Raw genomic sequence first — 26,062 nt, 5'->3', positions numbered from 1 at the left:
GCCTCTTTGCCGGTGATCAACGCTCAGGCGTTGCCCGAGATCACCAGGTATTTCTGCATCAGTACTTCCTTCGACTCCTCGTGCTCCGGGTCGAGCGGGATACAGTCGACCGGACAGACCTGCTGGCATTGCGGTTCGTCGTAATGGCCGACGCACTCGGTGCACAGGTTCGGGTCGATCTCATAGATTTCTTCGCCCTGCGAGATCGCGCTGTTCGGGCATTCCGGTTCACAGACGTCGCAATTGATGCATTCGTCGGTAATCATCAACGACATGGTGCGGTTCTTCCGTTTAGAAAATCACATAAAAACAATAGCTTTGCGCAATTGTCCCACTTTGAACGGCGCAGGACAATGCCGCGTGAATGGTCACGTGGGTGTCATCAGTCGGTAGTGCACGGTGCCGGCGCGGCCTTCGCGCAGCACGTCCCAGCCGGCAAGTGCCGTTTCCAGCCGGGACCAGTCCGCCGTTTCGGCATAAACGCGGGCACCGGGCGCCAGCCGCGGCAACAGGGCCGCCAGCGTCGGCAGCAGCAAATCGCTGGCGTAGGGCGGATCGACGAAGGCGATGTCGAAGTTGTCGCTGCTGCGCGCCAGCCAGGCGGCCGCGTCGGCCTGCACCAGCTCGATCCGGTCGAGCTTGAGCACGATGCGGTTGTTGGCCAGCGCGGCATGGACCGGCTTGGATTTTTCGACCATCACCACCCGCGCGGCGTTGCGGCTGGCGGCTTCGAAACCGAGTGCGCCGCTGCCGGCAAACAGGTCGAGGCAACGCTTGCCGGTCAGGTCCTGGCCAAGCCAGTTGAACAGCGTTTCGCGGACGCGATCGGGCGTCGGGCGCAGGCCGTCGCCGTCGGGAAAGTGCACGATGCGGCGGCGGCATTCGCCACCGATGATGCGGAGCTGGTTTTTCTGCTGGGCTGCCATGGGGTCGAAGCGTTAAAATCGCGGCAAATCAAGCATTTTCCGCCAATCAGGGCCAAATTCAAAACCCATGTTCAGTTTCTTCCGCAAGAAAAAGCCGGCCGAGGCTGCACCCGAGCAGCTCGATGTCGCGAACCCGCCGGTCGCCGCAGAGCCGCCCGCAACGGCTGAAGTCGCCGCGCCGGCTCCCGTCGCAGAAGCACCGCGGGCCGAGCCGCAGCCGGTCGTGGACGCCGTCGTCGCACCGGCTGCACCGACCGTCGAAGCGATCGAAGCGCCGCCGCCGGTTGCCGTACCGGCCGTTGAAGTCGCCGTGGTCGCGCCGCAACCGCAACCGCAACCGCAACCGCAACCGCAACCGCAACCGCAGGACAAGCCCAAGCTGTCGTGGGCCGAGCGGCTCAAAGCCGGTCTGGCCAAGACGCGCGACAAGCTCGGCAAGAATCTGGCCGGCCTGTTCGGCGGCGGCAAGATCGACGAAGCGCTGTATGAAGAGCTCGAAACGGTGCTGCTGACCGCCGATATGGGCGTCAACGCCACGACCCACCTGCTCGACGACGTGCGCGAGCGCGTGTCGCTGCGCGGCCTGAAGGATTCGCTCGAGCTGAAGGGCGCGCTGAAGGACAGCCTGAATGCGCTGATCGGCCCGCTCGAAGTACCGCTCAGCGTCGAAGGCCACAAACCGTTCATCCTGATGGTCGCCGGCGTCAACGGCGCAGGCAAGACGACCAGCATTGGCAAGCTCGCCAAATACTTCCAGCTGCAGGGCAAGAGCGTGCTGCTGGCCGCCGGTGACACTTTCCGTGCCGCGGCGCGTGAACAGCTGGTCGTCTGGGGCGAACGCAACGGCGTGCAGGTGATCGCGCAGGACAGCGGCGACGCCGCCGCGGTCGCCTTTGACGCGGTCAACGCCGCCAAGGCGCGCGGCGTCGATGTCGTCATCGTCGACACCGCCGGCCGGCTGCCGACGCAACTGCATCTGATGGAAGAGATCCGCAAGGTCAAGCGCGTGGTGCAGAAGGCCGATCCGACCGGGCCGCACGAGATCATGCTGGTGCTCGACGCCAATACCGGCCAGAACGCGCTCTCCCAGGTCAAGGCCTTCGACGACGCGCTCGACCTGACCGGTCTGGTGCTGACCAAGCTCGACGGCACCGCAAAGGGCGGCGTGATCGCCGCAATCGCGCGCGAACGCAGCATTCCGCTGCGCTTCGTCGGCGTTGGCGAAAGCATCGACGACCTGCGTCCCTTTGTCGCCAAAGACTACGTCGACGCGCTCTTTGACTGAGGCCTTGCGCGCCGGCCGCACGGCGGGCCGGACGGATCGATCCCGTCCCGCGTGCCCGGCGCTATGAATCCGATACAGGCAGACCGATGATCCAGTTCCAGCAAGTGACCAAACGCTACCCCGGTGGGCTCGAAGCGCTCAAGGGCCTGAGCATGGAAATCCAGCCGGGCGAACTCGTCTTTCTGGCCGGCCATTCGGGCGCCGGCAAGTCGACGCTGCTCAAGCTCATCGCCGGCATCGAGAAACCGACCGCCGGCACCGTGCTCGTCAACGGCCAGAACCTCGCGCGCGCGTCACGCGGCAGCCTGCCCTACGTGCGGCGCCACTTCGGGCTGATTTTCCAGGACCACAAGATTCTGTTCGACCGCTCGGTGTACGACAACGTCAAGCTGCCGCTCGACATCATCGGTTTCGACGGCCGAGAGGTGAAGCGCCGGGTATTGGCGGCGCTCGACAAGGTCGGGCTGTCGGGCAAGGAAAAGCTCAATCCGATCGCGCTGTCGGGCGGCGAGCAGCAGCGGCTGTGCATTGCCCGCGCGGTGGTGCACCGGCCGGCCATCCTGCTCGCCGACGAACCGACGGCCAACCTCGACCGCGACTACGCGCACGACATTCTCGAGCTGTTCAAATCCTTCCATCAGGTCGGCGTGACGCTGGTGATCTCGGCGCACGACGAAACGCTGATGGCCGACTATGGCCGGCGCATTCTGCGGCTGAAAAGCGGCCAGTTCAGCGCTTAAGGGGAAAACTGATGAAACACTGGTTCCGTCTGCACGCGCTGGCGCTGTCCCGTACCCTTGGCGCGCTGCTACGACAGCCGCTAGCAACCGTGCTGCATCTGGCCGTGATCGGCTTGGTCGCCAGCCTGCCGCTCGGCCTGTATCTGGTGCTGAGCAGCATCGGCAACGTGACCGCGAAGATGCCGGTCGAGCCGCAGCTGACGGTCTTCCTCAAGCCCGAAGCCGACGTCGGCGCACTGCGCGCGCAGCTGGCCAAGGACGGCCGGCTGGCGCAGACGCGCTTCGTGCCGAAGGACGACGCGCTGAAGGCTATGGAAGCGGCGATCGGCAGCGGCGATCTGCTCGCCGGCCTGCCGGACAATCCGCTGCCCGATGCCTTCGTGCTGACCGCCCGGCGCGATGTGCCGGCGGCGCAGCTGACCGCGCTGGAGCAGATGCTGCTGACCGATCCGGGCGTCGATACGGTGCAGCTCGATTCGGCCTGGGCCGCAAGGCTCGAAAAGGCCATTTCGCTGGGCCGCCATGCGCTGCAGGTCGTCGTATTGCTGCTTGCGGTGGCGCTGGTGCTGGTCACCGGCAACGCGATCCGCATGCAGATTCTGACCCGGCGCGAGGAGATCGAGGTCGCCAAGCTGATCGGTGCGACCGACAGCTTCATTCGCCGGCCTTTCCATTACAGCGCGGCGATTCAGGGCGTGTTCGGCGGGCTGGTCGGCTGCGGCATCGCCGCCGGCGCGATCACCTGGCTGAATCCGGCGGTCGGCGAGCTGGCGGCCGCCTATGGCCAGCCGTTCGCACTGGCGCTGCCGGGGCCGGCCGAGCTGGCGCTGGTCTGCGCGACGACGATGCTGCTGTGCCTGATGGGGGCGTGGTTTGCCGTGTGGCGCCACCTGCGCCGCTACCGCTGAAGCCAGCTCATTAGCCGGCTGCGCCACCCATTTCGCTCCCGTCCGATGCGCGGAACCCCGCAAGGGGGCTACCTTCGGGTCGTCCTCATGGACCACATGTCCATTCCGGTTTCTGCGCGTCGGGCGAGAACGAACTGCCTCGGCTCGCTCGGCTACTGAGCTAGCTTCCCGGCCATAGCCGCAGGCAATGGGACCGATTGGCATAATTGCCGTGCGCGTCGGCACGTCCCGTGCTTGAATCTACGGAACCCGATGCAGCTTTAGCACTCAAACGATACGAGTGCTAATATCATGAACGTTGCTTGGGTAACGTCTGCAAGACAGGAGTGAACGAATGGGGAACAGCCTTGCCCTGCCGGTGATCACCGGCGGAGACAGCATTGAAAGTTACATCCATCGTGTCAACGCGATTCCGATGTTGAGCGTCGAGGAAGAGGTCGAACTCGCCACGCGCCTGCAAAAGGAAAGCGATCTCGAAGCCGCCGGCCGTCTGGTGATGTCTCACCTGCGTGTCGTGGTGTCGATCGCGCGTGGCTACGCCGGTTACGGCCTGCCGCAGGCGGACCTGATCCAGGAAGGCAATATCGGCCTGATGAAAGCGGTCAAGCGCTTCGAGCCCGATCGTGGCGTGCGGCTGTTTTCGTTCGCCGTGCACTGGATCAAGGCCGAAATCCACGAATACATCCTGCGCAACTGGCGTCTGGTCCGCATTGCGACGACCAAGGCGCAGCGCAAGCTCTTCTTCAATCTGCGTTCGATGAAATCGAGCTTCGCCGCGCTGACGCACGCGCAGGCGAAGGAAATCGCCGACGACCTCGGCGTGAAGCCCGAAGAAGTGCTGGAAATGGAAACGCGAATGACCGGTCAGGACATCGCGCTGATGGCCGACCACGACGACGACGAGGGCGGTTTCGCTCCGATCGACTGGCTGGCCGACCACGACGCCGAGCCGACCCGGCAGATCGAGCGCCGTGCAGTCGACCGGCTGCAGTCCGACGGCTTGCGCGAAGCGCTCGAGACGCTCGACGCGCGCAGCCGCCGCATCGTCGAAACGCGCTGGCTTGCCGACGAAGGCAAGGGGCTGACGCTGCACGAGCTGGCTGCCGAATACAACGTCTCGGCCGAGCGCATTCGCCAGATCGAGGTCAAGGCGCTGCAGAAGATGCGATCGGCGCTGCTGCCCGTGGCCGCTTGAGCGGACATAGGGTCGAAAAAAAGGGCACCTCGCGGTGCCCTTTTTCATGCCTGCGCGTTACGCAGACCGGTAGCGCGTCGGGTCGCTGACGCCGGCGGCGGTAAAGCCCTCGCGGCGCAGCCGGCAGGCGTCGCAGACGCCGCAGGCGCGGCCATCGTCGTCGGCCTGATAGCAGGTCACGGTCAGGCCGTAGTCGACGCCGAGCCGGGTGCCGGTCTTGATGATGTCGGCCTTGCTGAGGTCGATCAGCGGCGTGTGAATCGTCAGCGGCGAGCCTTCGACGCCGGTGCGCGTCGCCAGCCGTGCCATCGCCTGATACGCGGCGATGTAGTCGGGGCGGCAGTCCGGATAACCCGAGTAGTCGACGGCATTGACGCCGATGAAGATGTCGTCGCTCTTGAGCACTTCGGCCCACGCCAGCGCGTACGACAGCAGGATGGTGTTGCGCGCCGGTACGTAGGTCAGCGGAATCTCGCCTTCCTGCGGCGCGGTTTCGGGCACGGCGATGCTGGCATCGGTCAGCGCCGAACCGCCAAAGGCGGCCAGATCGATCGTGACGACCCGATGGGCAGCGGCGCCGAGCGCCTGGGTGACGCGTTCGGCGGCCTTGAGCTCGGCATTGTGGCGCTGGCCGTAGTCGAACGACAGGCAGTACGGCGCGAAGCCCCGGTCCTTGGCAATGGCGAGGCAGGTTGCGGAGTCGAGTCCGCCCGACAGCAGGATGACGGCAGGTTTGCTCATTTGTGGTGCTCCAGTGCCGATTTCGGCGCGACAGCGGCCAGCGCGCGTTCAGCGAGGTCGTGATAGAAATTGGTCTTGAAGATGCGGGCGACGGTCGACGCGATCATCGCGGTGGCCATGGTCGAGATCACCATTTCGTGGCCGTCGGTCATTTCCATCAGGATGAAGGCCGACGTCAGCGGTGCGCGCGTGACGGCGGCGAGCACCGCGGTCATGCCGATCGCGACCAGCTTGATGTGCAGTTCGGGCCCGACCAGCGGCTGGAACCAGCTGCCGAGACCGGCGCCGAGCGACAGCGACGGCGCGAAGATGCCGCCGGGCAGCCCGGTCAGATAGGTCGACAGCAGGCCGATGAATTTCAGTGGCAGGTAATACCACGCCAGCGTCGCCTCGCCGGCGACGACCTTGCTGGTGACTTCGGCGCCGCTGCCGAAGATCGGTGCGGCCAGACCGCAGACGGCGATCAGCAGACCGCAGCAGGCGACGAACAGGTAGGGGCGGGTGGCGCGGACGAGCTGGACGCGCTCGGGCAGCCAGCGCGTCGGGTTGACGCACAGCCACGAGAACGCGCCGCCGACGAGGCCGCCGGCGATCGAGATCAGCAGCAGCGGCGGCAGGATGCTCAGGCTGAAGCCGGGCACCTTGATGTGGCCGAAATAGGTGTAGCTGCCGAGGAAGGCCAGCGAGACGACGCCGGAGAGGATGACCGCGCCGAGGATCTTGCCGCTGGTGCGCTCCTCGACCGAACGTGCGAGTTCCTCGAAGGCGAAGACGATGCCGGCGAGCGGCGTATTGAACGCCGCAGCGATGCCGGCTGCGCCGCCGGCCAGGATGAGCTGGCGCCGGAATGCGGCATCGCCGAGCGGAAACAGCTTGCGGCAGGCGTACATGATGCTCGCGCCGATCTGTACCGTCGGCCCTTCGCGGCCGAGCACGAAGCCCGAACCGAGACCGGCGACGATGCAGACGAACTTGGTCGCGGCGAGCTTGAGGTTGACGAGCTTGTTGGCGACCTCGGGCTGGTCGGCGACGTGCAGCGCCGCCATTGCCTGCTGGATGCCGCTGCCTTCGGCGCCGGGACCGATGCGGCGCATCAGCCAGACGATGGCCATGCCACCGAGCGGCAGCGACAGGAAAGGCCACCAGAACCAGCGCGTGGCCAGCGAGTCGAAACCGGCAAATGCCCATTCGGCGGCTTTGGCGAGCATGACCGCGAGCACGCCGACGGCGGCGGCGCCGACCCACAGCGCAATCGTGCCGCGGCTGCGTTGTGGCAGGTGGCGTAGCCGGACCAGCCAGCGTTTCAGGGTCAGTTTGACGATCATGCGTCCTCCGGGACGTGCATTGGGGACGGCCGAGCAATCCCGTGGCGATCAGACGCCAGGCTTTTCGCCCCAAAGAATCTTGTGCAGTTGCACCTGCATCCGCACCGGCAAGTGGTCTTCGAGTACCCACGCGGCCAGTTCGGCCGGTGGCAGGGTTTCCCACACTGGTGAAAATAGCACCGGCGCGAGTTCATTGACCTTGCGTTCACGCAGCAGATCGCGCGCCCACTCGTAGTCGGCCCGGTCGCACAGCACGAACTTGACCTCGTCCTTCGCGGTCAGCGCGGCCAGATTGTCCCAGTGCATCTTCGCCAGCTCGCCCGAACCGGGCGTCTTGATGTCGAGGATGCGCGAAACGCGCGGGTCGACGCCGGCGATCGGCAGCGCGCCGCTGGTCTCGAGGCTGGCGCTGTAACCGGCGTCGCACAGCGCGGTCAGCAAGGCGAGGCTGTGCTTCTGCGCCAAGGGTTCGCCGCCGGTGACGCAGACGGTGTTCGCGCCATGGCGGGCAACCTCGGCCAGGATGGCGTCGAAATCCATCGTCTTGCCGCCGTGGAAGGCGTAGGCGCTGTCGCAATAGCCACAGCGCAAGGGACAGCCGGTGAGGCGGACAAAGACGGTGGGCAGGCCGAGACGGCTGGTCTCGCCCTGCAAGGAGTAAAAGATCTCGGTGATCCTGAGCGTTGCGGGGTTCATGGTGGGTTCCATTCCGGATTCACATTCCGGCGGTTGTTTTCCATACCGGAATGTCCGGCGGAAAAATGCAAACGGCAGCAGCACGGGCTGCTGCCGCGGGGAGTCGGGAGTCAGTTGACGCTCAGCAGCGCCTTCTTGGCCGTCGCGGCCTTTTCCGACTGCGGGTATTTCTCGACCAGTTGCAACAGGAAGCCACGGGCTTCCTTCTTGTTGCCCTGGGCGTTGGCGCAGATGGCAAGGCCGAACAGCGCATCGGGTGCGAGCGCGTTGTCGGGGGCCTTGTTGACGATTTCGGCGTAGGCGAAACGCGCGTTCTTGTAGTCCTTCAGCGCGGTATAGCTGTTGCCCATCCAGTATTGTGCCGTCGGTACGTTCGGGTCGGCCGGATTGGCGGTGATGAACTGCTTGAGCGCGCCGACCGCATCCTTGTGCTTGCCGGCCTGCGACAGCTTGATCGCGTCTTCGAGCGACTGCTGGTTGGCTTCCTGCGCGGCTGCCTTCTGCTGCTGCTTGGCCTGCTCGATATTGCGGACCCGGGTGTCGAGGTCGGTGAACAGGTCCTTCTGCTGCTTGCTGGCCTGATCCTGATTGAACTGCAATACCTCGACCTGACCGCGCAGATTGGCGATTTCCTGCTTGAGCGCGTCGATCTGACCTAGCAGATTGAGCATCTGCCTGTTGCTCGCTTCGAGCTGGTTCAGCCGGGTGTTCTGCTTGGCGTTGTCCTGCTGCAAGTCCTGCACCTGCTGGCGGGCGACGTTGTCATCGAACAAGCCGGCATGGGCCTGGGTGGCAAAGGCGAGGGCGATCAGGGCGACAAGGCGTTTCATGGGCGGGGGTGTCTCTTAGAACCTGTTTACGATCTTTTCGCGATCCGGTGCTGGCGTGAAAAGATGGTAAACAGCTTCTCAATGAACAAAGCCGGCATCGTGGCGACGCCGGCTAGCCTAGGCGGTTTTGCCGGGCGGCACAAGGCCGCCCCGGTCCGGCTTACTGCGCCGATTCGCCCTTGTAGGCGAGGTTGCTGTTCCGGTTGCGCGACCGGGCTTCTTCGGTCTGGCCCGGCTCCAGCGGCTTTTCTTCACCGTAGCTCACGCTTTCGAGCTGCGATTCCGGCACGCCCAGCGACAGCAGCACCTTCTTGGTGGCTTCGGCACGCTTCTGGCCCAGTGCCAGGTTGTACTCGGCGGTGCCGCGATCATCGGTGTTGCCCTGGATGATCAGCTTGGCATCCTTGTTCGCCAGCAGGTACTTGGCGTGAGCGGCCAGCAGCGGCTGGTAGTCCGACTTGACGACGAAGGAGTCGAAGTCGAAGTAGACGCGACGCTGCGACAGGATGTTGTTCGGGTCGGTCAGCGGGTTGTTGCCCTTGTTCAGGTCGCTGCCCTGGGTCAGGTCGACGGTGGCCGGCTTGGTTTCGCCGCTGGTGACCGGTGCCGTGGTCTTGCCGGCATTCGGGTCGGCGGGCGGGGTGCTCGAGCAAGCGGCCAGCAGGGCGGTCATCAGCACGGACAGAGCAATTTTATTCATCTTCATCTCCCATCAAGATTGAGCTTGGGTGAGTAACAAACACCGCAACGCGTGCGGCCAGCATAGGGGAAAGCCTGGGAGACGGCGATGGAAAGAATGCCGCTCTCCCGACCTGCGCGTTCACGTCAGCGCAGCAGCGGTCCCCAGGCCGGTTGGCGCACATCGCCGTTCTGCGCCTTCAGGCGCTGCTTGATCCGGCCGTCGACCGAGACGGCCGCGAGCGTGCCACGGCTACCGGTTTCGTACAGGATCATCCGGCCGTTCGAGGCGAAGCTGGGCGAATCGTCCGAGCCGGTGTCGGTCAATACCTGGATCTGCCGGCTGGCCATGTCCATGACCGCGACCTGGAAGCCCTTGCCGGTCCGGGTGATCAGCGCCATCGACTTGCCGTCCGGGCTGACCTTGCCCGAGGCGTTGTAGGCGCCCTGGAATGTCAGCCGCTCGCCACCGCCACCCGATACGGGCATCCGGTAAATCTGCGGGCTGCCGCCGCGATCCGACGTGAATACGATGCTCCGACCGTCAGGCGTAAACGAAGGTTCCGTATTGATGTCGCCGGTATTGGTCAGCCGGCGCGGGTTGCTGCCGTCGGCATTGACGAGGTAGATCTGGCTGCCGGCATCCTTGCTCAGCACCACGGCGAGCTGGCGACCATCCGGCGACCATGCCGGTGCCGAGTTCGAGCCCTTGAACGACGCGGCCTTCCAGCGCTTGCCGCTGGCCAGATCCTGGACGTAGACGATGGGCTTCTGCTCTTCGAACGACACGTAGGCCAGGCGGCCGCCATCGGGCGACCATTTCGGCGACATGATCGGCTGGTTGCTGGCGAGCACCGTCTGCGCACCGAAGCCGTCGGCGTCGGAAACCTGCAGCTCGTGGCGCTTGCCGCGCTTGACCACGTAGGCGATGCGCGAGTTGAACGCGCCGGCCTCGCCGGTCAGCTTCTGGTAGACCATGTCGGCGATCTGGTGCGCGACGCGGCGCGACTGACCGACGCGGGCCGACAGCTGGTGCGCCAGCAGCACGTTCTTGCTCGCCAGATCAACCAGCCAGAACTTGACGGTGAAGCTGTCGCCGGCCGGGATCACGCTGCCGATCAGCGCGGTCTGCGCGCCGCGGCTGCTGAGTGCGGCCGGGTTCAGTTGCTCGGGGGCGAACGGCACCGGCGACAGGTCGCTGGCGCCGATGACCTTGAACAGGCCCGAGCGGGTCAGGTCGTCGCCGACCACCGGGGTCAGTCGCTGCGGCAGCGACTGCTCGGACTGGAACGGCGCGATCGCGATCGGGTACTGGCTGGCGCCGGCACCGACGACTTCGATCGTCATATTGTCGGCGGCCCGGGCTTGGCCGAGGGTGAACAGCAGTGCGGCGATGACGAACAGCCAGCTCGTCATGCGCTGCATTGAGGTCTGGAAGGTAGGCATACGTCTCCTCAGTCTTTCAGGCGGAAATTGATGTTCCATTCACGGTACTGGCCCGAGAACGGCTGACCTTCGGGCAACGGCGGCATCTTGCCGAGTGCCATCACTGCACGTTGCGCCGCATCGTCGTAGGCGGCGATGCCGCTGGATTTGACGACGGCGACATTGCTGATGCTGCCATCGGGCAGCACGCTGATTTTCAGTCCGGCAGTCGGGTTGCCCTTGTCGTCCGGGTAGACGAGCTTGGACCGGATCAGCTGGCCGACCTTGCTGCGATAGTCGTTGAGTCCCTTGCTCGAGATCGGGCTGTTGCCGCTGCCGCTACCCGGACCGGTATTGACCGTCGCATTCGGGTTGTTGCCCTTGCCGCCGGGCTTGGCGCCGGGGCTCGGTGCATTATTGGACGCGCTGAGCAACTGGTCGAATTCCGATTGCGGCTTGGCCTTGGGCGCGGCCTTTTTCGGTTCGGGCGTCGGTTTCGGTGCTGGCGTGGGTTTGGGCACCGGCGTCGGCGTGGGGGCAGGGGTGGGCGCCGGCGTTGGCGTCGGCTTGGGTTTCGGCGTCGGTTTGACCTTGTCGACCGCAATGTCGGCTTTTTTCTCCGGCTGCGGTTCGGGCTGCGGCACCGGCGTCGCCGGTGGCGGCGTCGGCTCGGCCTTGGGCTGCGGCTTGGTCTCGTGCTGCGTCGGCGCAGGCGGCGGGCCGCCCCACAGCTCGACCTCGACCGGCTGCGGCTTCTTGGTCTGCCACTGCACCGACACCATCAGGAACAGCGCGAACAGCACGTGCACGGCTGCCGCGAGCACGAAGGCCAGCGTCTTGCGTTCCTCGGGGTGGCGTTGGCGCGGATCGGTCACTTCGGCCGCACCAGGAGGCCGACACGGGCGACATTGGCGGCCTTGAGCGCGTCCATCGTCGCCATGACGGTTTCGTAGCGGACCGACTTGTCGCCGGCGATCACCACCGGCCGGTCGGCGCGGGCGGAAAGCTTGTCCTGCACCAGCGCCACCAGCGCCTTGGCGTCGGCGACGGTTTCGCTCTTGCCGGCGTCAATCAGCGTCAACTCGCCTTCGGCGCCGATCTCGACGCGCAGCGGTTCGACGCTGGCTTCCTGGTCGGACTTGCCGACGGTGGGCAGGTTGACGACGCCGGGCGCCTGCATCATCGGCGTCGCGACCATGAAGATCACCAGTAGTACCAGCATCACGTCGATGTAGGGAACGACGTTGATCTGGTTCATCGAGCGACGCGGTCTTCGGGTTCTGGCCATGATCCGGTCCCTTAGCGCGCCTGGCGCTGCAGGATGTTGGAGAACTCTTCGATGAAGGTATCGAAGCGGTTGGCGAGGGCGTCGACATCATGGGCGAAGCGGTTGTACGCGACGGTGGCTGGAATCGCCGCGAACAGGCCGATGGCCGTGGCGACCAGCGCTTCGGCGATGCCCGGTGCGACGGTTGCCAGCGTTGCCTGACCGACGTTCGCCAGCCCGCGGAACGCGTGCATGATGCCCCAGACGGTGCCGAACAGACCGATATACGGCGACACCGAGCCGACCGAGGCGAGGAAGGACGTGTGCTTGTCGAGCCAGTCGAGTTCGCGCTGGCAGGCGGCGCGCATCGCGCGGCGGGTGCCTTCCATCACGTCGGACAGCTCCATGCCGCCCTTCTGGCGCAGCTTGAGGAATTCGGCGAAGCCGGCAATGAAGATCTTCTCCATCCCGACCGAGTGGCCGCGCTTGGTTTGTTCGAACAGCGCGTTCAGGTCCGAACCGCTCCAGAAGCGGTCTTCGAACACCTCGCTGGCCTTGGTGGCCTTGGAGACGGTGAAGTACTTGCTGAAAATGTGCCACCAGCTCATCAGCGACAACAGCACCAGAATGGCCATCACCAGCTGGACGACCAGGCTGGCGTGCATCACGAGTTCGAGGATCGACAGGTCTTGATTGGGCATCGGTTTTACCGGGGTGAAGGTGGGATGACGGCGCGGCGCACGAGGGGTTCGTCCCTGGCGTGCGCCACGAGTTCCGCTTGCTTACATGTGGTTACTGGGCCAGCGGCGTGGTGACGACCGCCCCTGGCGCTTGCTGATTCAGTCGGGTGCGAATGGCAGCGGCCAGATCGGCCGTCCATTTGTTGTAGTTCGGATGGATGAACACGCGCCCGTCGCTGACCGTTTCGTACTTGAGGTTGAAGCTGTCGAGGTAGCGGATCTGCACCGCGCGGTCATCGTATTCGATCGCGACCTTGGCGATGTGCTTGCCGTTGCCGACGTCGAGCGTGGCTTCGATCCGACCCGGCGCCGCTTCGCGCGTCTGCCATTTGGTCTGGGTCGCACCGTCGACGATGGCCGATTTCACCTGATCGACGTCGAGATCCTTGCTGATGCTGAGCGTGGGCGGATCCCGCATCAGGCCTTGTCGCGCCATCGCTGGCGCGGACAGACCGAGCAGCAGGGAGAGGGCAATGAGCACGTGTTTCATTCAGGTCTCCAAGAGTCGCTGCAATTGTAAGCGCTTGGAGAGCCCGAATTAAGCCCCGGTGTGGCGAATCTCACGATTCGCAGGGCTGGCGGCAAAATTCACACCGACCGGCGTTGGCCGCCCCGGCGACGTATCGGCGCCGGCGGCAAGCCCGGTATCGCGGTTTGTCGCCGGCGAAGGCTTACTGTGCCGACGCGGTGGTCTGGCCGATCTGCTTCAGTTGGCCACGGATGTCCGCGGCTAGCGTTTCGGTCCATTTCATGTAGTTGCCGTTGATATAGGCACGGCCATTGCTGGGCTCGTAATCCATATTGGCGCTGTCGAGATAGCGGATCTGCACGCTCTGGCGGTCGTAAGCGATGGCGACCTTGACCATATGCCGGCCGCGCACGGTGATCGATGCTTCGAGTTCGCCCGGCGCCGATTCGCTGATCTGCCATTTGCGCCGGTTTGCGGCTGTGGTGATCGCGGTCTTGACCTGGGCGGCGTCGGCCGGGGTGGCGATCTCGATCTTGGGCGGGTCTTGCAGCTGGGCGGCCCAGGCCAGGGACGACAGGCCGATAGACAGACAAACGGCGATCAGGAATTTCTTCATTGCGCACCTCCAGGTTGATGCGCAAATTGTAAGCGATTTAGTTGGCTGAATTAAGTTTCGTGTTTGCTGCGTAGCCTGGTTCGTCGGCATTCGCCACATCACGCTCAGCGCTGGTCCGGGTCGCGCGGCGGGTTCAGCCCGAAATGCAGGTAGGCCGATGCGGTGGCGATGCGGCCGCGCGGCGTGCGTTGCAGCAGGCCCTGCTGGATCAAATACGGCTCGAGCACGTCTTCGATCGTGTCGCTGGCTTCGCCGATGGCCGCGGCGACGTTGTCGAGACCGACCGGGCCGCCGCCGAATTTTTCGATCACCGCGCTCAAGAGCTTGCGGTCCATCACGTCGAGGCCGGCATGGTCGACGTCGAGCATCTGCAGCGCGGCGTCGGCGACGGCGCGGGTGACGATACCGTCGTGCTTCACTTCGGCGAAGTCGCGCACCCGCCGCAGCAGCCGGTTGGCGATCCGCGGCGTGCCGCGCGAGCGGCGGGCGACTTCGAACGCACCGCCTTCGTCCATTTCGACATTGAGTAGCGACGACGAGCGCTCGACGATGCGGGTCAGCTCGTCGGCGGTATAGAACTCGAGCCGGGCGACGATGCCGAAACGGTCGCGCAGCGGATTGGTGAGCATGCCGGCGCGGGTGGTCGCGCCGACGAGGGTGAACGGCGGCAGGTCGAGCTTGACCGACCGGGCCGCCGGGCCTTCGCCGATCATGATGTCGATCTGGAAATCCTCCAGCGCCGGGTAGAGGATTTCCTCGACCACCGGGCTGAGCCGGTGGATTTCGTCGATGAACAGCACGTCGTGCGGTTCGAGATTGGTCAGGATCGCCGCCAGGTCGCCGGCGCGTTCGAGCACCGGCCCCGAGGTCTGGCGCAGGCTGACGCCGAGTTCGCGGGCGATGATGTGCGCCAGCGTGGTCTTGCCCAGCCCCGGCGGGCCGAACAGCAGCACGTGGTCCAGCGCCTCGCCCCGCCGCTTCGCCGCCTCGATGAAGATTTCCAGCTGGCCGCGTGCCTTCTTCTGGCCGACGTATTCGTCGAGCAGCTTGGGGCGCAGCGCGCGTTCGAGCTGCTCCTCCTGCTGCGACACCGTCTTGGCGGTGACGACGCGTTCGGGCGGCAGGGCGGAAAGGGAGTCGGTTTCGATCATGGATGCAGTCTCGTCGGCATACGTGCGCCGAGGTGGAAATAGGCAGCCAGCAGGGCCGTGCCGACGGCGTAGCCGGCGAGCACGTCACTGCCGTAGTGTACGCCGAGTACCAGTCGCGCCAGTCCGCCGGCGAGTACCAGCGCCGTGGCAGCCAGCGCAATGGCGACGCGGCAATGTGGCCAGCGGTGTGCGGCCAGCCAGCCGAGTGCGCCGAACAGCGTCATCGCTGCCATCGCATGGCCGCTCGGAAACGACGGGCCATGCACCGACATCAGGTGGTCGAGCGTCGGTCGTGGCCGGTTGACGCCGAACTTGATCGCCGCGTTGACGAGCCAGCTGGCGATCAGCAGCAAGGGCAGGCCGGGCCAGGCGATCCGGCCGGCGCCACGCAGTAGCCAGCCGGCGAGCAGCGCCGTCGACAGCGATCCCCAGAAGCTGCCGGCCCAGCCGAGCAGCAGCGCCAGCGTCACCATGAACGGTTGGCGCGCGTACAGCCACTGCGATAGCGTGGCATCGAAGCCGTGTTGCAGCGGTGTGCCGAGCGCGGCCAGCACCAGCAGGAAAACGACGAGCCCGCCGGTGGCGAGGCCGAGATGACGGAGGGACATCGGAAACCCTGTCGACGATGACAAAACACGGAGCCTACCGGTGTCGGCTGCCGGCATGAAATGCAGAAGTGACACGGGCCGGATTGAACCAATGGCCTACAGTTTGGCCAGCGCCTTGAGCGCAAGCCGGATGCCGTTGCTGACGTCGACGTCGTCGGGCAGCGTCTTCATCGCCGCGTTGGCCTCGCGCTCGTTGTAGCCGAGCGCCAGCAGCGCGTTGACGATGTCGCCGCTCGGGCCGTCGCCGAACAGCGGCGTCGGCAGCCTGGCGGCGACGGCCGCGCTGGTCGGCAGACTGCCGAGTTTGCCCTTGAGTTCGAGGATCAGCCGCTCGGCGGTCTTCTTGCCGATGCCGGGGACCTTGGACAGCCGGGTGACGTCTTCGCCGGCGATGGCCAGCGCCAGCTCGTCGCTGTTCATGCCCGACAGGATCGCCAGCGCGATCTTGGCGCCGACGCCGCTGATCTTGATCAGATGGCGGAACAGATCGCGCTCGGCGCGGCTGGCGAAGCCGTACAAGAGCTGCGCGTCTTCGCGCACGACCAGATGCGTGAACAGCTCGACCTTGGCGCCGAGGGCCGGCAACACGTAGAGCGTGCTCATCGGCACGTCGAGCTCGTAGCCGACACCGGCGACGTCGACGACCAGCGTCGGCGGTTGTTTCTCGATCAGGGTTCCGGTCAGGCGGGCGATCATCGTTCAGGCTCGTCAGGCGAAAAGCGCAGTATAGCGTCGCTGCCCGGTTTATAGAACGATCGTTGCATATGGACCGAACGAATCAGAGCCTGTTTCAGTAGGCGAACGAGCCAGTTCGTTCTCGCCCGAAGCGAAGGCGCCCCGAAGGAAGTCCCCCTGGGGGAAACCGGAATGGACATGAAGTCCATGAGGACGGCCCGAAGGCAGCCCCCTTGTGGGGGTCCGGAGCATCGGACGAGAACGAAATGTGCAGGCGCAGTCGCCAAATGGGACAGATTCAGGCCAGCCGGCCGCGTTTGACCGTCAAGCCGAGCTTGGCCAGCTGCGCGGCAGCGCCGCCGGCGTGCTGAGAGTGCGCCAGCGCCACCGCGAGCGCGTCGGCGGCGTCGGCCTGCGGGACGCCGGAGAGTCGCAGCAAGCGCTGGACCATCTGGCCGACCTGATCCTTGTTGGCGTGGCCATTGCCGACGACGGCCTGCTTGACCTGCAGGGCGGTGTATTCGGCGATCGGCAGACCGGCGTGCACCAGCGCCGCGAGCACGGCGCCGCGGGCCTGGCCGAGCATCAGCGTCGACGCCGGATTGACGTTGACGAAGACCTGCTCGACCGCGGCGATGTCGGGGTGATAGGTGGCGACGACTTCGGCAATGCCGTCGAGCAGCGCCCGAACGCGTTCGGGCAGGCTGCCGCCGCCGGTCTTGATGCAGCCCGAGGCCGCGTAAGTGCGGCTCTGGCCGACGACGTCGATGACGCCGAACCCGGTCACGCGCGAGCCCGGGTCGATGCCGAGGATGCGCATCAGGGCGCGGCCGTCGAGGCGAGGGTGTTGTTGCGGGCGAAGGTCCAGGTCCGCACGATCACCAGCACCGTCGCCGGCTGGCCCAGATCGTCACGCAGCCCCTTGGGCAGCGGTGCGAACGGCGCGGCGCGCAGGAGGATCTTCAGCGCCGCATTGTCGAGCTGGCGGTTGCCGGACGAACGCTCGACCTTGCTCGAACGGATCGAGCCGTCGGTATTGATTTCGACCGCGAGCTGCAGGCTGCCGTAGAGCTTGTTGCCGGTGCTGTCGGTCGGATAGGTGCTGGTGCCGATGCGCTCGACCTGCTGGCGCCACTGGTCTTCCCACACGGCGGTCAGCGCCTTGGTTGCCGCGGTGTTCAGGAAGGCCTTGCGGGGTTTTTCCTCGTAGGCGCTGACCTGTTGTTCGATCCGGCCGGCCAGGCCGGACAGCTCGCGCGCGGTCTGCGCCGGCTTGTTGTCCTGGCCGCGGATGGCTTCGGTATTGTCGTGCTGCTCGCTGGGTTTGGCCGGCGCCGACAGCAGGCCGCCGGCACGCAGCTTGGCCATCAACGCCTGTTGCTGGGCTTCGAGCTGTTGCTGGCGCGACAACTGTTGCTGCAACTCGACCGAGGCCTGCTGGCTCAGCACTGGCAGCGGGCTGGCGGCGTGGAGCTTGGCGTCGGTGTTGCCGCCGCCGTCGACGTTCTCCTGCGCGCGGACCTTGGCCTTGCTCGGCGCGGTCTCGGTATGCTGGTTGACCAGCACGACTTCGAGCGGCTGTTCGGCGAATTGTCGCCGGATTTCCGGCAGGACGAACTTGATGCCGAAGATCGCCACCGCGTGCGTCGAGAGCGACAGCAGCATGGCCATCGTCATGAAGCGTTGCATGCGATCCATGCGTCTGCCCGAACCCGTAATGAAGATGTCAATGAATCGCGCGAGTGTAGCATGGGCCCCGGTATCCAAGCGTTTGACCTATTGCTAATATGCTCCAATAAGACAACCAACAAAGGTTATGCCGTGAAGCTCGCCCGTGTCCTGCCCGCGCTGTTTGCCCTGTCCTGTCTACCGGCGCTGGCGGCCGACGATGGCGCCAAGCTGATCGCCAAGTACAACTGCCTGGGCTGTCATGCCGTTGATCACAAGATCGTCGGCCCGGCGTACAAGGACGTCGCGGCGCGCTATCGTGGCCAGAAGGGGGCCGAAGCGATGCTGATGCAGGAAGTGCGTGCCGGTACCAAGGGCAAGTGGGGCGGGCCGGTGGCCATGCCGCCGCAACAGATCAGCGACGACGACCTCAAGGTGATCGTGAAGTGGATTCTGGCGCAGAAGTAAGGCGCCGAAAACCGCGGGGCGTTCGCGAGTGTGAACGTCTTGTGGCTAGTAAATGTCTTATTGCAATGGACACTCGACTTGATTAAGCTGCCTGCCCATTTGGCGCGTCATGTCTTTGTAAGCGGCCGCGCCGCTGGGTTCTAGAATAAGCGAGTACGACGATGGCCAAACTCACAGAGAAAGACATCCTCAGCTGGAACGGTCCGGAAGAGGACTATATGAACCCGGATCACCTCGAGTTCTTCCGGGAACTGCTGCTGAAGAACAAGGCGGAACTGTTGGCCAATGCCAGCCAGACCAGCCAGAACCTGCAAGAGCAAGAGGCGACCCCCGATCCTGCCGATCGCGCGACGCTCGAGGAAGAGTACGCGCTCGAACTGCGTACCCGTGACCGTGAACGCAAGCTGTTGATGAAGATCGAATCGACGCTGCGCAAGATCGATGACGCTTCCTACGGCTATTGCGAGGACACCGGCGAGCCGATCGGCCTTGGCCGTCTGGTCGCGCGTCCGACCGCGTCGTTGTCGCTTGAGGCGCAGGAACGCCGCGAGCGGATGAAAAAGCAGTACGCCGACTAAGCATGGGCGTGCGGGCCGCCCCGCCCGCCGCCGGGGCCGATACACTCGACCCGGCGCGCGAGCTGATCGCCCGTACCGGTGCGCGTGCCACCGCTGCGCGGTTGCGCGTACTGGCAGCGTTGATCGCAGCGCAACGGCCGCTGTCGCATCTCGATGTGGTCGAGAGTCTTGATCCGGTCATTGATCGGGTCACCGTTTACCGGGTGCTCGAATGGCTGACCGACGAAGGTCTGGCGCACAAGCTCGCCGGTGACGACCGCGTCTGGCGCTTCTCGGTCGCGACGGTGCAACACCGTCACGCCCACTTCCATTGCCGCGTCTGCGGGCGCTTCTACTGCATCGAGTCGTTCCGGACCGATCTGCCGGTGGCGCTGCCGCAGGACTTCGCCGCCGAGGCGCTGGAAATCACCATCAAGGGCGTCTGCGCCGACTGTCGCGAATCGCGTTGACCGTGCCGTTGATCGGCAGTGTCGGGCGTTTCGCTATTTCGGCTGTGGCGCCCTTGTTCGGCTCTGGCGAAGGCGCTACCCTAAGCGTTCGATAAAAATACCGCGCTGCACAAGGCCAGCGTGCTGCCACGCTCAGGGATCCACCATGCATTACCAGACCGACGACGTTCGTATCCGCGAGATCAAAGAACTGCTGCCGCCCGTGGCAGTGCTGGAAAAATATCCGGTCACCGAGACCGCGTCGGCGGCGGTATTTGAATCGCGCCAGGCGATCCACAATATCCTCGAAGGCAGTGATGACCGCCTGCTGGTCATCGTCGGGCCGTGCTCGATCCACGATACCAAGGCCGCGCTTGAATACGGTCAGCAACTGCTGAAGCTGCGCGCGCAGTACAAGGGCACGCTCGAAGTGGTGATGCGGGTCTATTTCGAAAAGCCGCGTACCACCGTCGGCTGGAAAGGCCTGATCAACGACCCGTACCTGAACGGCAGCTTCAATATCAACGACGGTCTGCGCATCGCCCGCAAGCTGTTGCTTGAACTGAACGATACCGGCCTGCCGACCGCTGGCGAATTCCTCGACATGATCACGCCGCAATACATGGCCGATCTGATGAGCTGGGGCGCGATCGGCGCGCGCACGACCGAGTCGCAGGTTCACCGCGAATTGTCGAGCGGCCTGTCGTGTCCGGTTGGCTTCAAGAACGGTACCGACGGCAATATGAAGATCGCCATCGACGCGATCCGCGCCGCCGGCCAGCCGCACCATTTCTTGTCGGTGACCAAGATGGGCCACTCGGCCATCGTCGCTACCGCCGGCAACCCGGATTGCCACATCATCCTGCGCGGCGGCAAGGAACCGAACTACGACGCCAACCATGTCCGCGCCGCGATGGCCGACCTGGCCGCTGCCGGTGTACCGCAGAAGGTGATGATCGACTTCAGCCACGCCAATAGCCGCAAGGATTACCGCCGGCAGATGGAAGTGTCGAGCGACGTCGCCGCGCAGATCGGCGAAGGCAATGGCGCGATCTTCGGCGTGATGATCGAGTCGCATCTGGTCGAAGGTCGTCAGGACCCGGTCGAGGGCAAGGAACTGTGCTACGGCCAGTCGATCACCGATGGCTGCATCGGCTGGAGCGACACCGAGGCCTCGCTGGCCGAATTGTCCGAGGCGGTGCTGCGCCGTCGCGCGCTGGCCAAGCTCGGCGCCTGATCGGTTCTGCGATCCCAGTCAAAACGCCCCGCAATGCGGGGCGTTTTGCATGCTGGCTGGTGGTCAGCGGGGCCGGGCCAGCTTTTCGCGCACGAAATGTTCGACATCGGCAACGTCGATCCGGCCCGGCGCCGCCAGCTCGGACAGGTCGACGCCGAGCCGTGCCGCCAGCCGGGCGGCGTCGACCGACACCATCAGCCAGTCGACCGGGCTGGCGGCTCGATCGTTGTCTGCGACGGCCGGCGTCGCCGTGGGCGGGAACAGCCAGCCGGTCGGCGCTTCCTCGATATCCATCAAGGCGAGCAGCTCGCCGGCACGCACCGGATCGCCGGCGGCCACCGTATAGCCGTTCAGGATGCCGGCTTCGGGGGCGTGAACGTGCTGGTCACTGCCGTTGTCGAACACCAGGGTCAGTAGCCGGGCGTCGCCGGCGATCGGGGTGCCGACCGGATACTGCAGCGCGGTCACGGTGGCGACGCCGTCGAAGTCCGGCGCGCAAATCAGATGGGTAGTCGTGTCGGCAGCCATGGCGGTAAATATCTACGTGACGGGAACCGTGGGGCCTTGATCTTAACCAACAAGCGTCAAGACATTTGTCATTAATGTAGCCCGATCGGCTTTTTAATTGCAGTGCAACAATGGCCTTTCTACGATGTGGGCATATTTCTCGTTTCAGCCCAGTGGAAGAAGAGACCGATGACCCAGGAAAACATTCTGTTCGACGATATCCAGCCGGGCATGCGCTACACCCGCACGCACGTGGTCAAGCCGGGCGATCTTACCTTGTTTGCGCTGATCGCCGGCTCACGCGAGATCGGCGGCAAGCTGCAGGCACCGGCGATTGGTGCATTTTCGCTACTGTCGTCGACGGCAACCAACTTCTTTCCCGGGAACGGATCGATTCTGGCCGGCCATTCAATGCAGTCGTTCGGCTGGATTCGCGATGGCGACACCTTGTCGATCGCGCTGACGGTGCAGGAAAAGGACGCGGCGACGCGGCAGGTGATCGTCGACTGCCGCTGCGAAAACCAGGACGGCGAGGTGATCGCCTCCGGGCCGATCACGCTGATCCCGCCGACGGTGAAGCGCGAGAACCGCTTCGACGAACCACCACAACTTACATTGCGGCAGTACCACGTCTTCAGTAACCTCCGCGCCCGTGCTGCCCAGCTGCCGCCGGTGCCGACCGCCGTGGCGCATCCGACCGATGATGCCTCGCTGCGCGGGGCGCTTGAAGCGTATGAGGCCGGCCTGATCACGCCGATCCTGGTTGGCCCGGCAGCGAAAATCCGCGCGGTCGCCGATCAGGAGGGGCTGAATCTCGCCGATCTGCGCATCGTCGATACCGAGCACAGCGTCGCTTCGGCCGAAGCCGCCGTCGCGTTGTGCCGCAGCGGCGAGGCGCAGGCACTGATGAAGGGCAAGCTGCATACCGACGAACTGATGCGCGCGGTGATGGCCAAGGAAGGCCTGCGCGCCGGCAAGCGCGTGTCGCACGTTTACGTGATGGATGTACCGGCGTACGGCCGGCCGCTGCTGGTCAGCGACGTGGCGATCAATATTGCGCCGGATCTGGGCGCCAAGGTCGACATCACCCAGAACGCGATCAATCTGGCGCACGTGCTCGGCATTGCGCGCCCCAAGGTCGCGCTGCTGTCGGCGGTCGAGACCGTTTACGACAAGATGCCATCGACGCTGGATGCGGCGCTGCTGTGCAAGATGGCCGATCGCGGCCAGATCACCGGTGCGGTGCTCGACGGGCCGCTGGCGTTCGACAACGCCGTCTCGAAGGCGGCAGCGCAGGCCAAGGGCATCGAGTCGCCGGTAGCCGGCGAGGCCGACGTGCTGATCGTGCCCGATATCGAGGCCGGCAATATGCTGGCCAAGTTGATGATTTATTTCGCCGGGGCCGAAGCCGCCGGCATTGTGCTGGGGGCGCGCGTTCCGATCGTGCTGACCAGCCGTGCCGACGATGTGAAGTCCCGTCTTGCCTCTGCCGCCGTGATGGCGCTGGTGGCGCATGCCAAAGGAAGCCATTAAATGAACGATCTTCTCCTCGTCATCAATGCCGGTTCGTCGAGCATCAAGTTCTCGCTGTTCGACAACACCCCGGCCGATCCGGCGCTGCTCTACAAGGGGCAGATGGAAGGCATCTATGTCACGCCGCACTTCACCGCCAAGGACGCGTCCGACAAGAAGTTGGTCGACGAGGATCTGCCGGCCGCGCTGCCCAAGAGCCACGATACCTCGCTGCGCCACATCCTCAAGTGGCTCGAGACCGTTACCGCCGGCCGCAAGATCGGCGTCGTCGGTCATCGCGTCGTCCACGGTGGCACGCGTTTTTCCAAGCCCGAGCTGGTGACGCCGGAAGTGATCAGCGAACTTGAAAAGCTGATCCCGCTGGCACCGCTGCACGAGCCGCACAACATCACGCCGATCAAGATCATGGGCGAGCTGCTGCCGGGCGTGCCGCAAGTCGTCTGCTTCGATACCGCCTTCCACTCCGGCCAGCCCGAACTGAACCAGCTGTACGCGCTGCCGTACGAGCTGTCGCTCAAGGAAGGCATCCGCCGTTACGGTTTCCACGGCCTGTCGTACGAGTACATCGCCAGCGTGCTGCCGCAGATCGACACCAAGGCTGCCGAAGGCCGCACCGTGGTCGCCCACCTCGGCAACGGTTCGTCGATGGCGGCGCTGCTGGCGTGCAAGGGCATCGCATCGACGATGGGCTTCACCGCACTCGAAGGCCTGCCGATGGGCACCCGCACCGGCTCGATCGATGCCGGCGTCGTGCTGCACCTGATTAACCATCTGAAGATGGATGCGCAGCAGATCGAAGACCTGCTGTACAAGCAATCGGGTCTCTTGGGCCTGTCGGGCATTTCCAGCGATATGCGTGATCTGGAAGACAGCGGCAGCGTGCGCGCCAAGCTGGCGATCGATTATTTCGTCAGCAAGGTCGTGCGCGAGGCGGCATCGCTGGCCGCCGCGCTGGAAGGCTTCGACGCGCTGGTGTTCACCGCCGGCATCGGTGAAAACGGCGCCGACGTGCGTCTCGACGTCTGCCGCCAGCTGCGCTGGCTCGGCATCGAGATCGACGAGGCCGCCAACAAGATCCGTTCGGGCGAACCGCGGCGGATCTCGACGGCCGATAGCAAGATCGCCGTCTACGTGATCCCGACCAATGAAGAGCTGGTGATCGCGCGCGCATCGCGCACCTGCATCGCCGGCTGATCGGCCTGTAATGCCCGGGCCGGCGATGCGTTCGCCGGCCTTTTTGCGTTCACGGGTTTCATCGTGATTACATCATTGCCCGGCACACTGACCGCAGCCTGGTCGCATCCCTGCGGACTGTTGCGGCAACACCCCTTAAACTGGGAACAAACCCAGGTCTTACCGGTCTGGTGAAACCCGCATCCGCGGTGCCGTTACAACAACAAGGAGAGACCATGGACAACGAAATTGTCATCGATAGCGCGCCGGAAGCGCGCCGGCTGCCCGCCGGCGACGGCTGGCGCTGGATCGTCGAGGCGGCACGGCTGTTTCGTACCCACTGGCTGCAGTGGCTGCTGATCTCGCTGGTTTTTCTCGTCATCGTCATGGGTCTTTCCTTGCTGCCCTTCATCAACGTGATTTCGACCGTGCTGACGCCGGTATTGCTGGGCGGCGTGATGTGGTCGGCGCAGGGCGCGAGTCAGGGGCGTCCGCCCGAGATCGGCGATCTGTTCGCCGGCTTCCGTCAGCGCCCGCGCGAGCTGTTCCGCGTCGGCCTGTATTACCTGATCGGCGTGATGGTCGTCGCGCTGCTGCTGGTGGCGCTGCTCTATCTGTTCGGCCTGACCGAGACGTTCGAGGCGTGGCGCAACGCCGAGACGATGGCCGATCGCCCCGAAATCGGTAGCAGCGGCGTGCTCGTCGTCGTCCTGGGCCTGATCGGCATGCTCGTCGTCTACAGCAGCTATTTCTTCGCGCCGGCGCTGGTGATGCTGCACGGCGTGTCGGCCAGCGAGGCGATGAAGCTGTCGCTGGTTGGGTTCTGGCGCAACTGGCTGCCGGTGGTGCTGGCATCGGCGATTCTGAGCCTGCTGACAATCATCGCGATGATTCCGATGATGCTCGGCCTGATTCCGCTGATTCCGATCGTGCTGCTGACCAATTACACCGCCTACGCCGACGTCTTTGAAACGCGTTGATTGCTTGCTGGAGCAGGGAATGAAGGAAAGTCCGTTCAAGGGGAAGCGCGGCATGTCGCGTGTGGTCAATGCGCTCGGCTACTCGCTCGACGGCCTCGGCGCAGGCTGGCGCAACGAGGCGGCGTTTCGCCAGGTCTCGATGCTGGCCGTCGCCGGCATCGTCGCGGCCTTCGTGTTGCCGCTGCCGGCGTGGGCACGCGCCGTGGTCGTCGGCAGCCATGTGCTGACGGTGATCGTCGAGCTGCTCAACTCGGCGATCGAGGCGGCGGTCGACCACACCTCGCTCGAAAAACATCATCTCGCCAAGCGCGCCAAAGACCTCGGTAGCGCGGCGCAGCTCGTCTGTCTGGGCAATCTGGCGCTGATGTGGGCGCTGGCCCTGTTTGGACGCTGATGTATTCCTGACGTCATTGGAAATGGATACACTGCGTGGCTTTGGGCTGACCGGAGCGCGCCGTGTATTCGAGCACCTTCATTTTTGAAAAAAAGCAGTACGACGCCGAGTTCGAACGGCTTGACCCGCTGATCGCTGCCGCTGCGCGCAACCATCCGGACTTTGCTGGTGAGGAATACTGGGAAAATCCGCAGAATGGCCGGCGCTGTGTCGTCTACTACTGGCATGCACTTGGCGGCCTGCAGGCGCTGATGCGCGATCCGCATCACATCGAAGCCAAGCGCCAGTACCAGCGCTGGTACAAGGGCTTCCAGATCGTCATTGCCGAGGTCGTGCGTGCCTATGGCGACGGCCACTTCGCCGACCACCCGGCGGCCATGCTCAACGCGGCTGTGCCGGTCTGAGTCAGCGATCGAGCTTGCGCAGGTCCTGCTCGATATCCTGCAGCAGGATGTTCAGCGCCGTGTCGGAAATCAGTACCTCGGTCAGGCACAGCAGCAAGGAGAGCACCATCAGTGCCAGGCTGACGATGAACATGAATTGCGCCGGCCCGGTGTTGCCGAAGAACACCAGTATCATTGATACGATGCACGACAGCAGGCTGACGACGCCAAAGGCCTGCATGCCGCGAATCAGCGCGACGCGGCGGCGGAAGTTGCCGATCTGGCGCAGATTGTTGACGTGCGGACTGCGCCGGTGGGTGTCGTAGAGCTGGCGGATGATCGTCGACAACGCGAGAAAACGGTTGGTATACGCGAGCATCAGCAGCGAAATCGCCGGAAACAACAGCGACGGCGTCGCCAGACTCAGTTCGTTCATTA

General features: G+C 64.7%; 33 protein-coding genes. 13 read left to right on the top strand and 20 right to left on the bottom strand.

Annotated elements, in window-relative coordinates:
• Positions 1-23: 23 nt before the first annotated feature.
• Both R0382_RS05240 and rsmD read right to left on the bottom strand, forming a co-directional pair.
• Entirely contained in the window at positions 24-275 is a 252-nt protein-coding gene (locus tag R0382_RS05240) for a YfhL family 4Fe-4S dicluster ferredoxin (protein ID WP_203538792.1), read from the bottom strand.
• A 93-nt stretch (positions 276-368) separates the two neighbouring features.
• Positions 369-926, bottom strand: coding sequence for a 16S rRNA (guanine(966)-N(2))-methyltransferase RsmD (gene rsmD, locus R0382_RS05235; protein WP_432722958.1), 558 nt, complete (start codon positions 924-926; stop codon positions 369-371).
• Positions 927-993: 67 nt separating this feature from the next.
• On the opposite strand from rsmD, the gene ftsY reads away from it, so the two are divergent.
• From ftsY to rpoH, 4 genes are all read left to right on the top strand, one after another.
• A complete protein-coding gene (gene ftsY, locus R0382_RS05230) occupies positions 994-2,211 on the top strand; it encodes a signal recognition particle-docking protein FtsY (protein WP_432722956.1) in 1,218 nt (405 codons plus the stop codon).
• 86 nt (positions 2,212-2,297) lie between these two features.
• The gene (gene ftsE / locus R0382_RS05225) at positions 2,298-2,951 is read left to right on the top strand and encodes a cell division ATP-binding protein FtsE (RefSeq protein ID WP_432722954.1); all 654 of its coding nucleotides are present in this window, start codon (positions 2,298-2,300) and stop codon (positions 2,949-2,951) included.
• Positions 2,952-2,962: 11 nt separating this feature from the next.
• Positions 2,963-3,859: a permease-like cell division protein FtsX gene (gene ftsX / locus R0382_RS05220; protein WP_432722952.1), complete on the top strand. Its 897-nt coding sequence runs from the start codon at positions 2,963-2,965 to the stop codon at positions 3,857-3,859.
• Between the two features lie 334 nt (positions 3,860-4,193).
• A complete protein-coding gene (gene rpoH, locus R0382_RS05215; protein ID WP_432722950.1) occupies positions 4,194-5,054 on the top strand; it encodes an RNA polymerase sigma factor RpoH in 861 nt (286 codons plus the stop codon).
• A gap of 57 nt (positions 5,055-5,111) precedes the next feature.
• On the opposite strand, the gene queC is transcribed toward rpoH, so the two are convergent.
• The 16 genes from queC to R0382_RS05135 all read right to left on the bottom strand — a co-directional run bounded on the left by queC (position 5,112) and on the right by R0382_RS05135 (position 17,973).
• Positions 5,112-5,795, bottom strand: a complete 684-nt coding sequence (gene queC / locus R0382_RS05210) for a 7-cyano-7-deazaguanine synthase QueC (protein WP_432722948.1) — start codon at positions 5,793-5,795, stop codon at positions 5,112-5,114.
• Positions 5,792-7,120 (bottom strand): chloride channel protein, encoded by a 1,329-nt coding sequence (locus tag R0382_RS05205; protein WP_432722946.1) that lies wholly within the window; start codon positions 7,118-7,120, stop codon positions 5,792-5,794. Before R0382_RS05205 ends, queC begins: the two co-directional genes overlap by 4 nt.
• A gap of 48 nt (positions 7,121-7,168) precedes the next feature.
• Positions 7,169-7,816 carry a 7-carboxy-7-deazaguanine synthase QueE gene (gene queE, locus R0382_RS05200; RefSeq protein ID WP_432722944.1) on the bottom strand — a complete coding sequence of 216 codons (648 nt, stop codon included), beginning with the start codon at positions 7,814-7,816 and terminating at the stop codon, positions 7,169-7,171.
• A gap of 110 nt (positions 7,817-7,926) precedes the next feature.
• Positions 7,927-8,646 carry a tol-pal system protein YbgF gene (gene ybgF, locus R0382_RS05195; protein ID WP_432722942.1) on the bottom strand — a complete coding sequence of 240 codons (720 nt, stop codon included), beginning with the start codon at positions 8,644-8,646 and terminating at the stop codon, positions 7,927-7,929.
• Positions 8,647-8,806: 160 nt separating this feature from the next.
• Entirely contained in the window at positions 8,807-9,346 is a 540-nt protein-coding gene (gene pal / locus R0382_RS05190) for a peptidoglycan-associated lipoprotein Pal (RefSeq protein WP_432722940.1), read from the bottom strand.
• Positions 9,347-9,471: 125 nt separating this feature from the next.
• The gene (gene tolB, locus R0382_RS05185; protein WP_432722938.1) at positions 9,472-10,770 is read right to left on the bottom strand and encodes a Tol-Pal system beta propeller repeat protein TolB; all 1,299 of its coding nucleotides are present in this window, start codon (positions 10,768-10,770) and stop codon (positions 9,472-9,474) included.
• Positions 10,771-10,778: 8 nt separating this feature from the next.
• A complete protein-coding gene (locus tag R0382_RS05180) occupies positions 10,779-11,624 on the bottom strand; it encodes a cell envelope integrity protein TolA (protein ID WP_432722936.1) in 846 nt (281 codons plus the stop codon).
• Complete coding sequence (tolR, locus tag R0382_RS05175; protein ID WP_432722934.1) at positions 11,621-12,037, bottom strand: protein TolR; 417 nt, start codon at positions 12,035-12,037, stop codon at positions 11,621-11,623. The genes R0382_RS05180 and tolR overlap by 4 nt, the downstream gene beginning before the upstream one ends.
• A gap of 11 nt (positions 12,038-12,048) precedes the next feature.
• Positions 12,049-12,717 carry a protein TolQ gene (tolQ, locus tag R0382_RS05170; RefSeq protein ID WP_432722932.1) on the bottom strand — a complete coding sequence of 223 codons (669 nt, stop codon included), beginning with the start codon at positions 12,715-12,717 and terminating at the stop codon, positions 12,049-12,051.
• A gap of 91 nt (positions 12,718-12,808) precedes the next feature.
• On the bottom strand, positions 12,809-13,246 hold the full coding sequence (locus R0382_RS05165; protein WP_432722930.1) for a hypothetical protein: 438 nt from the start codon (positions 13,244-13,246) through the stop codon (positions 12,809-12,811).
• Positions 13,247-13,427: 181 nt separating this feature from the next.
• The gene (locus tag R0382_RS05160; RefSeq protein WP_432722929.1) at positions 13,428-13,841 is read right to left on the bottom strand and encodes a hypothetical protein; all 414 of its coding nucleotides are present in this window, start codon (positions 13,839-13,841) and stop codon (positions 13,428-13,430) included.
• Positions 13,842-13,945: 104 nt separating this feature from the next.
• The gene (gene ruvB, locus R0382_RS05155) at positions 13,946-14,992 is read right to left on the bottom strand and encodes a Holliday junction branch migration DNA helicase RuvB (RefSeq protein ID WP_432722928.1); all 1,047 of its coding nucleotides are present in this window, start codon (positions 14,990-14,992) and stop codon (positions 13,946-13,948) included.
• Positions 14,989-15,600 carry a phosphatase PAP2 family protein gene (locus tag R0382_RS05150; RefSeq protein WP_432722926.1) on the bottom strand — a complete coding sequence of 204 codons (612 nt, stop codon included), beginning with the start codon at positions 15,598-15,600 and terminating at the stop codon, positions 14,989-14,991. Before R0382_RS05150 ends, ruvB begins: the two co-directional genes overlap by 4 nt.
• Positions 15,601-15,696: 96 nt before the next feature.
• Positions 15,697-16,296 (bottom strand): Holliday junction branch migration protein RuvA, encoded by a 600-nt coding sequence (gene ruvA / locus R0382_RS05145; RefSeq protein WP_432722924.1) that lies wholly within the window; start codon positions 16,294-16,296, stop codon positions 15,697-15,699.
• A gap of 277 nt (positions 16,297-16,573) precedes the next feature.
• Positions 16,574-17,095: a crossover junction endodeoxyribonuclease RuvC gene (gene ruvC / locus R0382_RS05140; protein ID WP_432722922.1), complete on the bottom strand. Its 522-nt coding sequence runs from the start codon at positions 17,093-17,095 to the stop codon at positions 16,574-16,576.
• Positions 17,095-17,973 (bottom strand): energy transducer TonB family protein, encoded by an 879-nt coding sequence (locus R0382_RS05135; RefSeq protein WP_432722920.1) that lies wholly within the window; start codon positions 17,971-17,973, stop codon positions 17,095-17,097. Before R0382_RS05135 ends, ruvC begins: the two co-directional genes overlap by 1 nt.
• 123 nt (positions 17,974-18,096) lie before the next feature.
• Here R0382_RS05135 and R0382_RS05130 point away from each other — a divergent pair, with 123 nt between their 5' ends.
• From R0382_RS05130 to aroG, 4 genes are all read left to right on the top strand, one after another.
• On the top strand, positions 18,097-18,411 hold the full coding sequence (locus R0382_RS05130) for a c-type cytochrome (protein WP_432722918.1): 315 nt from the start codon (positions 18,097-18,099) through the stop codon (positions 18,409-18,411).
• 161 nt (positions 18,412-18,572) lie between these two features.
• Positions 18,573-18,989, top strand: coding sequence for an RNA polymerase-binding protein DksA (gene dksA / locus R0382_RS05125; protein WP_432722916.1), 417 nt, complete (start codon positions 18,573-18,575; stop codon positions 18,987-18,989).
• Between the two features lie 2 nt (positions 18,990-18,991).
• Positions 18,992-19,438, top strand: coding sequence for a Fur family transcriptional regulator (locus tag R0382_RS05120; RefSeq protein ID WP_432722915.1), 447 nt, complete (start codon positions 18,992-18,994; stop codon positions 19,436-19,438).
• 145 nt (positions 19,439-19,583) lie between these two features.
• Positions 19,584-20,654 (top strand): 3-deoxy-7-phosphoheptulonate synthase AroG, encoded by a 1,071-nt coding sequence (gene aroG / locus R0382_RS05115; protein WP_432722914.1) that lies wholly within the window; start codon positions 19,584-19,586, stop codon positions 20,652-20,654.
• A 63-nt stretch (positions 20,655-20,717) separates the two neighbouring features.
• Here aroG and R0382_RS05110 read toward each other — a convergent pair whose 3' ends face one another.
• Positions 20,718-21,182: a hypothetical protein gene (locus R0382_RS05110; protein ID WP_432722912.1), complete on the bottom strand. Its 465-nt coding sequence runs from the start codon at positions 21,180-21,182 to the stop codon at positions 20,718-20,720.
• Between the two features lie 168 nt (positions 21,183-21,350).
• On the opposite strand from R0382_RS05110, the gene R0382_RS05105 reads away from it, so the two are divergent.
• The 5 genes from R0382_RS05105 (at position 21,351) to R0382_RS05085 (ending at position 25,645) form a co-directional block, all read left to right on the top strand.
• Positions 21,351-22,694, top strand: a complete 1,344-nt coding sequence (locus R0382_RS05105; RefSeq protein WP_432722911.1) for a bifunctional enoyl-CoA hydratase/phosphate acetyltransferase — start codon at positions 21,351-21,353, stop codon at positions 22,692-22,694.
• Positions 22,695-23,888 carry an acetate/propionate family kinase gene (locus R0382_RS05100; RefSeq protein ID WP_432722909.1) on the top strand — a complete coding sequence of 398 codons (1,194 nt, stop codon included), beginning with the start codon at positions 22,695-22,697 and terminating at the stop codon, positions 23,886-23,888. It abuts the gene before it with no gap.
• Positions 23,889-24,103: 215 nt separating this feature from the next.
• Positions 24,104-24,847, top strand: a complete 744-nt coding sequence (locus tag R0382_RS05095) for a BPSS1780 family membrane protein (protein ID WP_432722907.1) — start codon at positions 24,104-24,106, stop codon at positions 24,845-24,847.
• 19 nt (positions 24,848-24,866) lie between these two features.
• Positions 24,867-25,241 carry a diacylglycerol kinase gene (locus R0382_RS05090; protein ID WP_432722906.1) on the top strand — a complete coding sequence of 125 codons (375 nt, stop codon included), beginning with the start codon at positions 24,867-24,869 and terminating at the stop codon, positions 25,239-25,241.
• Between the two features lie 62 nt (positions 25,242-25,303).
• A complete protein-coding gene (locus R0382_RS05085; protein ID WP_432722904.1) occupies positions 25,304-25,645 on the top strand; it encodes an antibiotic biosynthesis monooxygenase in 342 nt (113 codons plus the stop codon).
• Position 25,646: 1 nt separating this feature from the next.
• Here R0382_RS05085 and R0382_RS05080 read toward each other — a convergent pair whose 3' ends face one another.
• Positions 25,647-26,060, bottom strand: coding sequence for a DUF2721 domain-containing protein (locus R0382_RS05080; protein WP_432722902.1), 414 nt, complete (start codon positions 26,058-26,060; stop codon positions 25,647-25,649).
• Positions 26,061-26,062 lie beyond the last annotated feature (2 nt).

This window comes from Jeongeupia wiesaeckerbachi (genome assembly GCF_050916355.1).
GTDB lineage: Bacteria > Pseudomonadota > Gammaproteobacteria > Burkholderiales > Chitinibacteraceae > Jeongeupia > Jeongeupia wiesaeckerbachi.
Note: the sequence above shows the minus strand (reverse complement) of the source record. Positions and strands in the feature narration are given on the sequence as shown.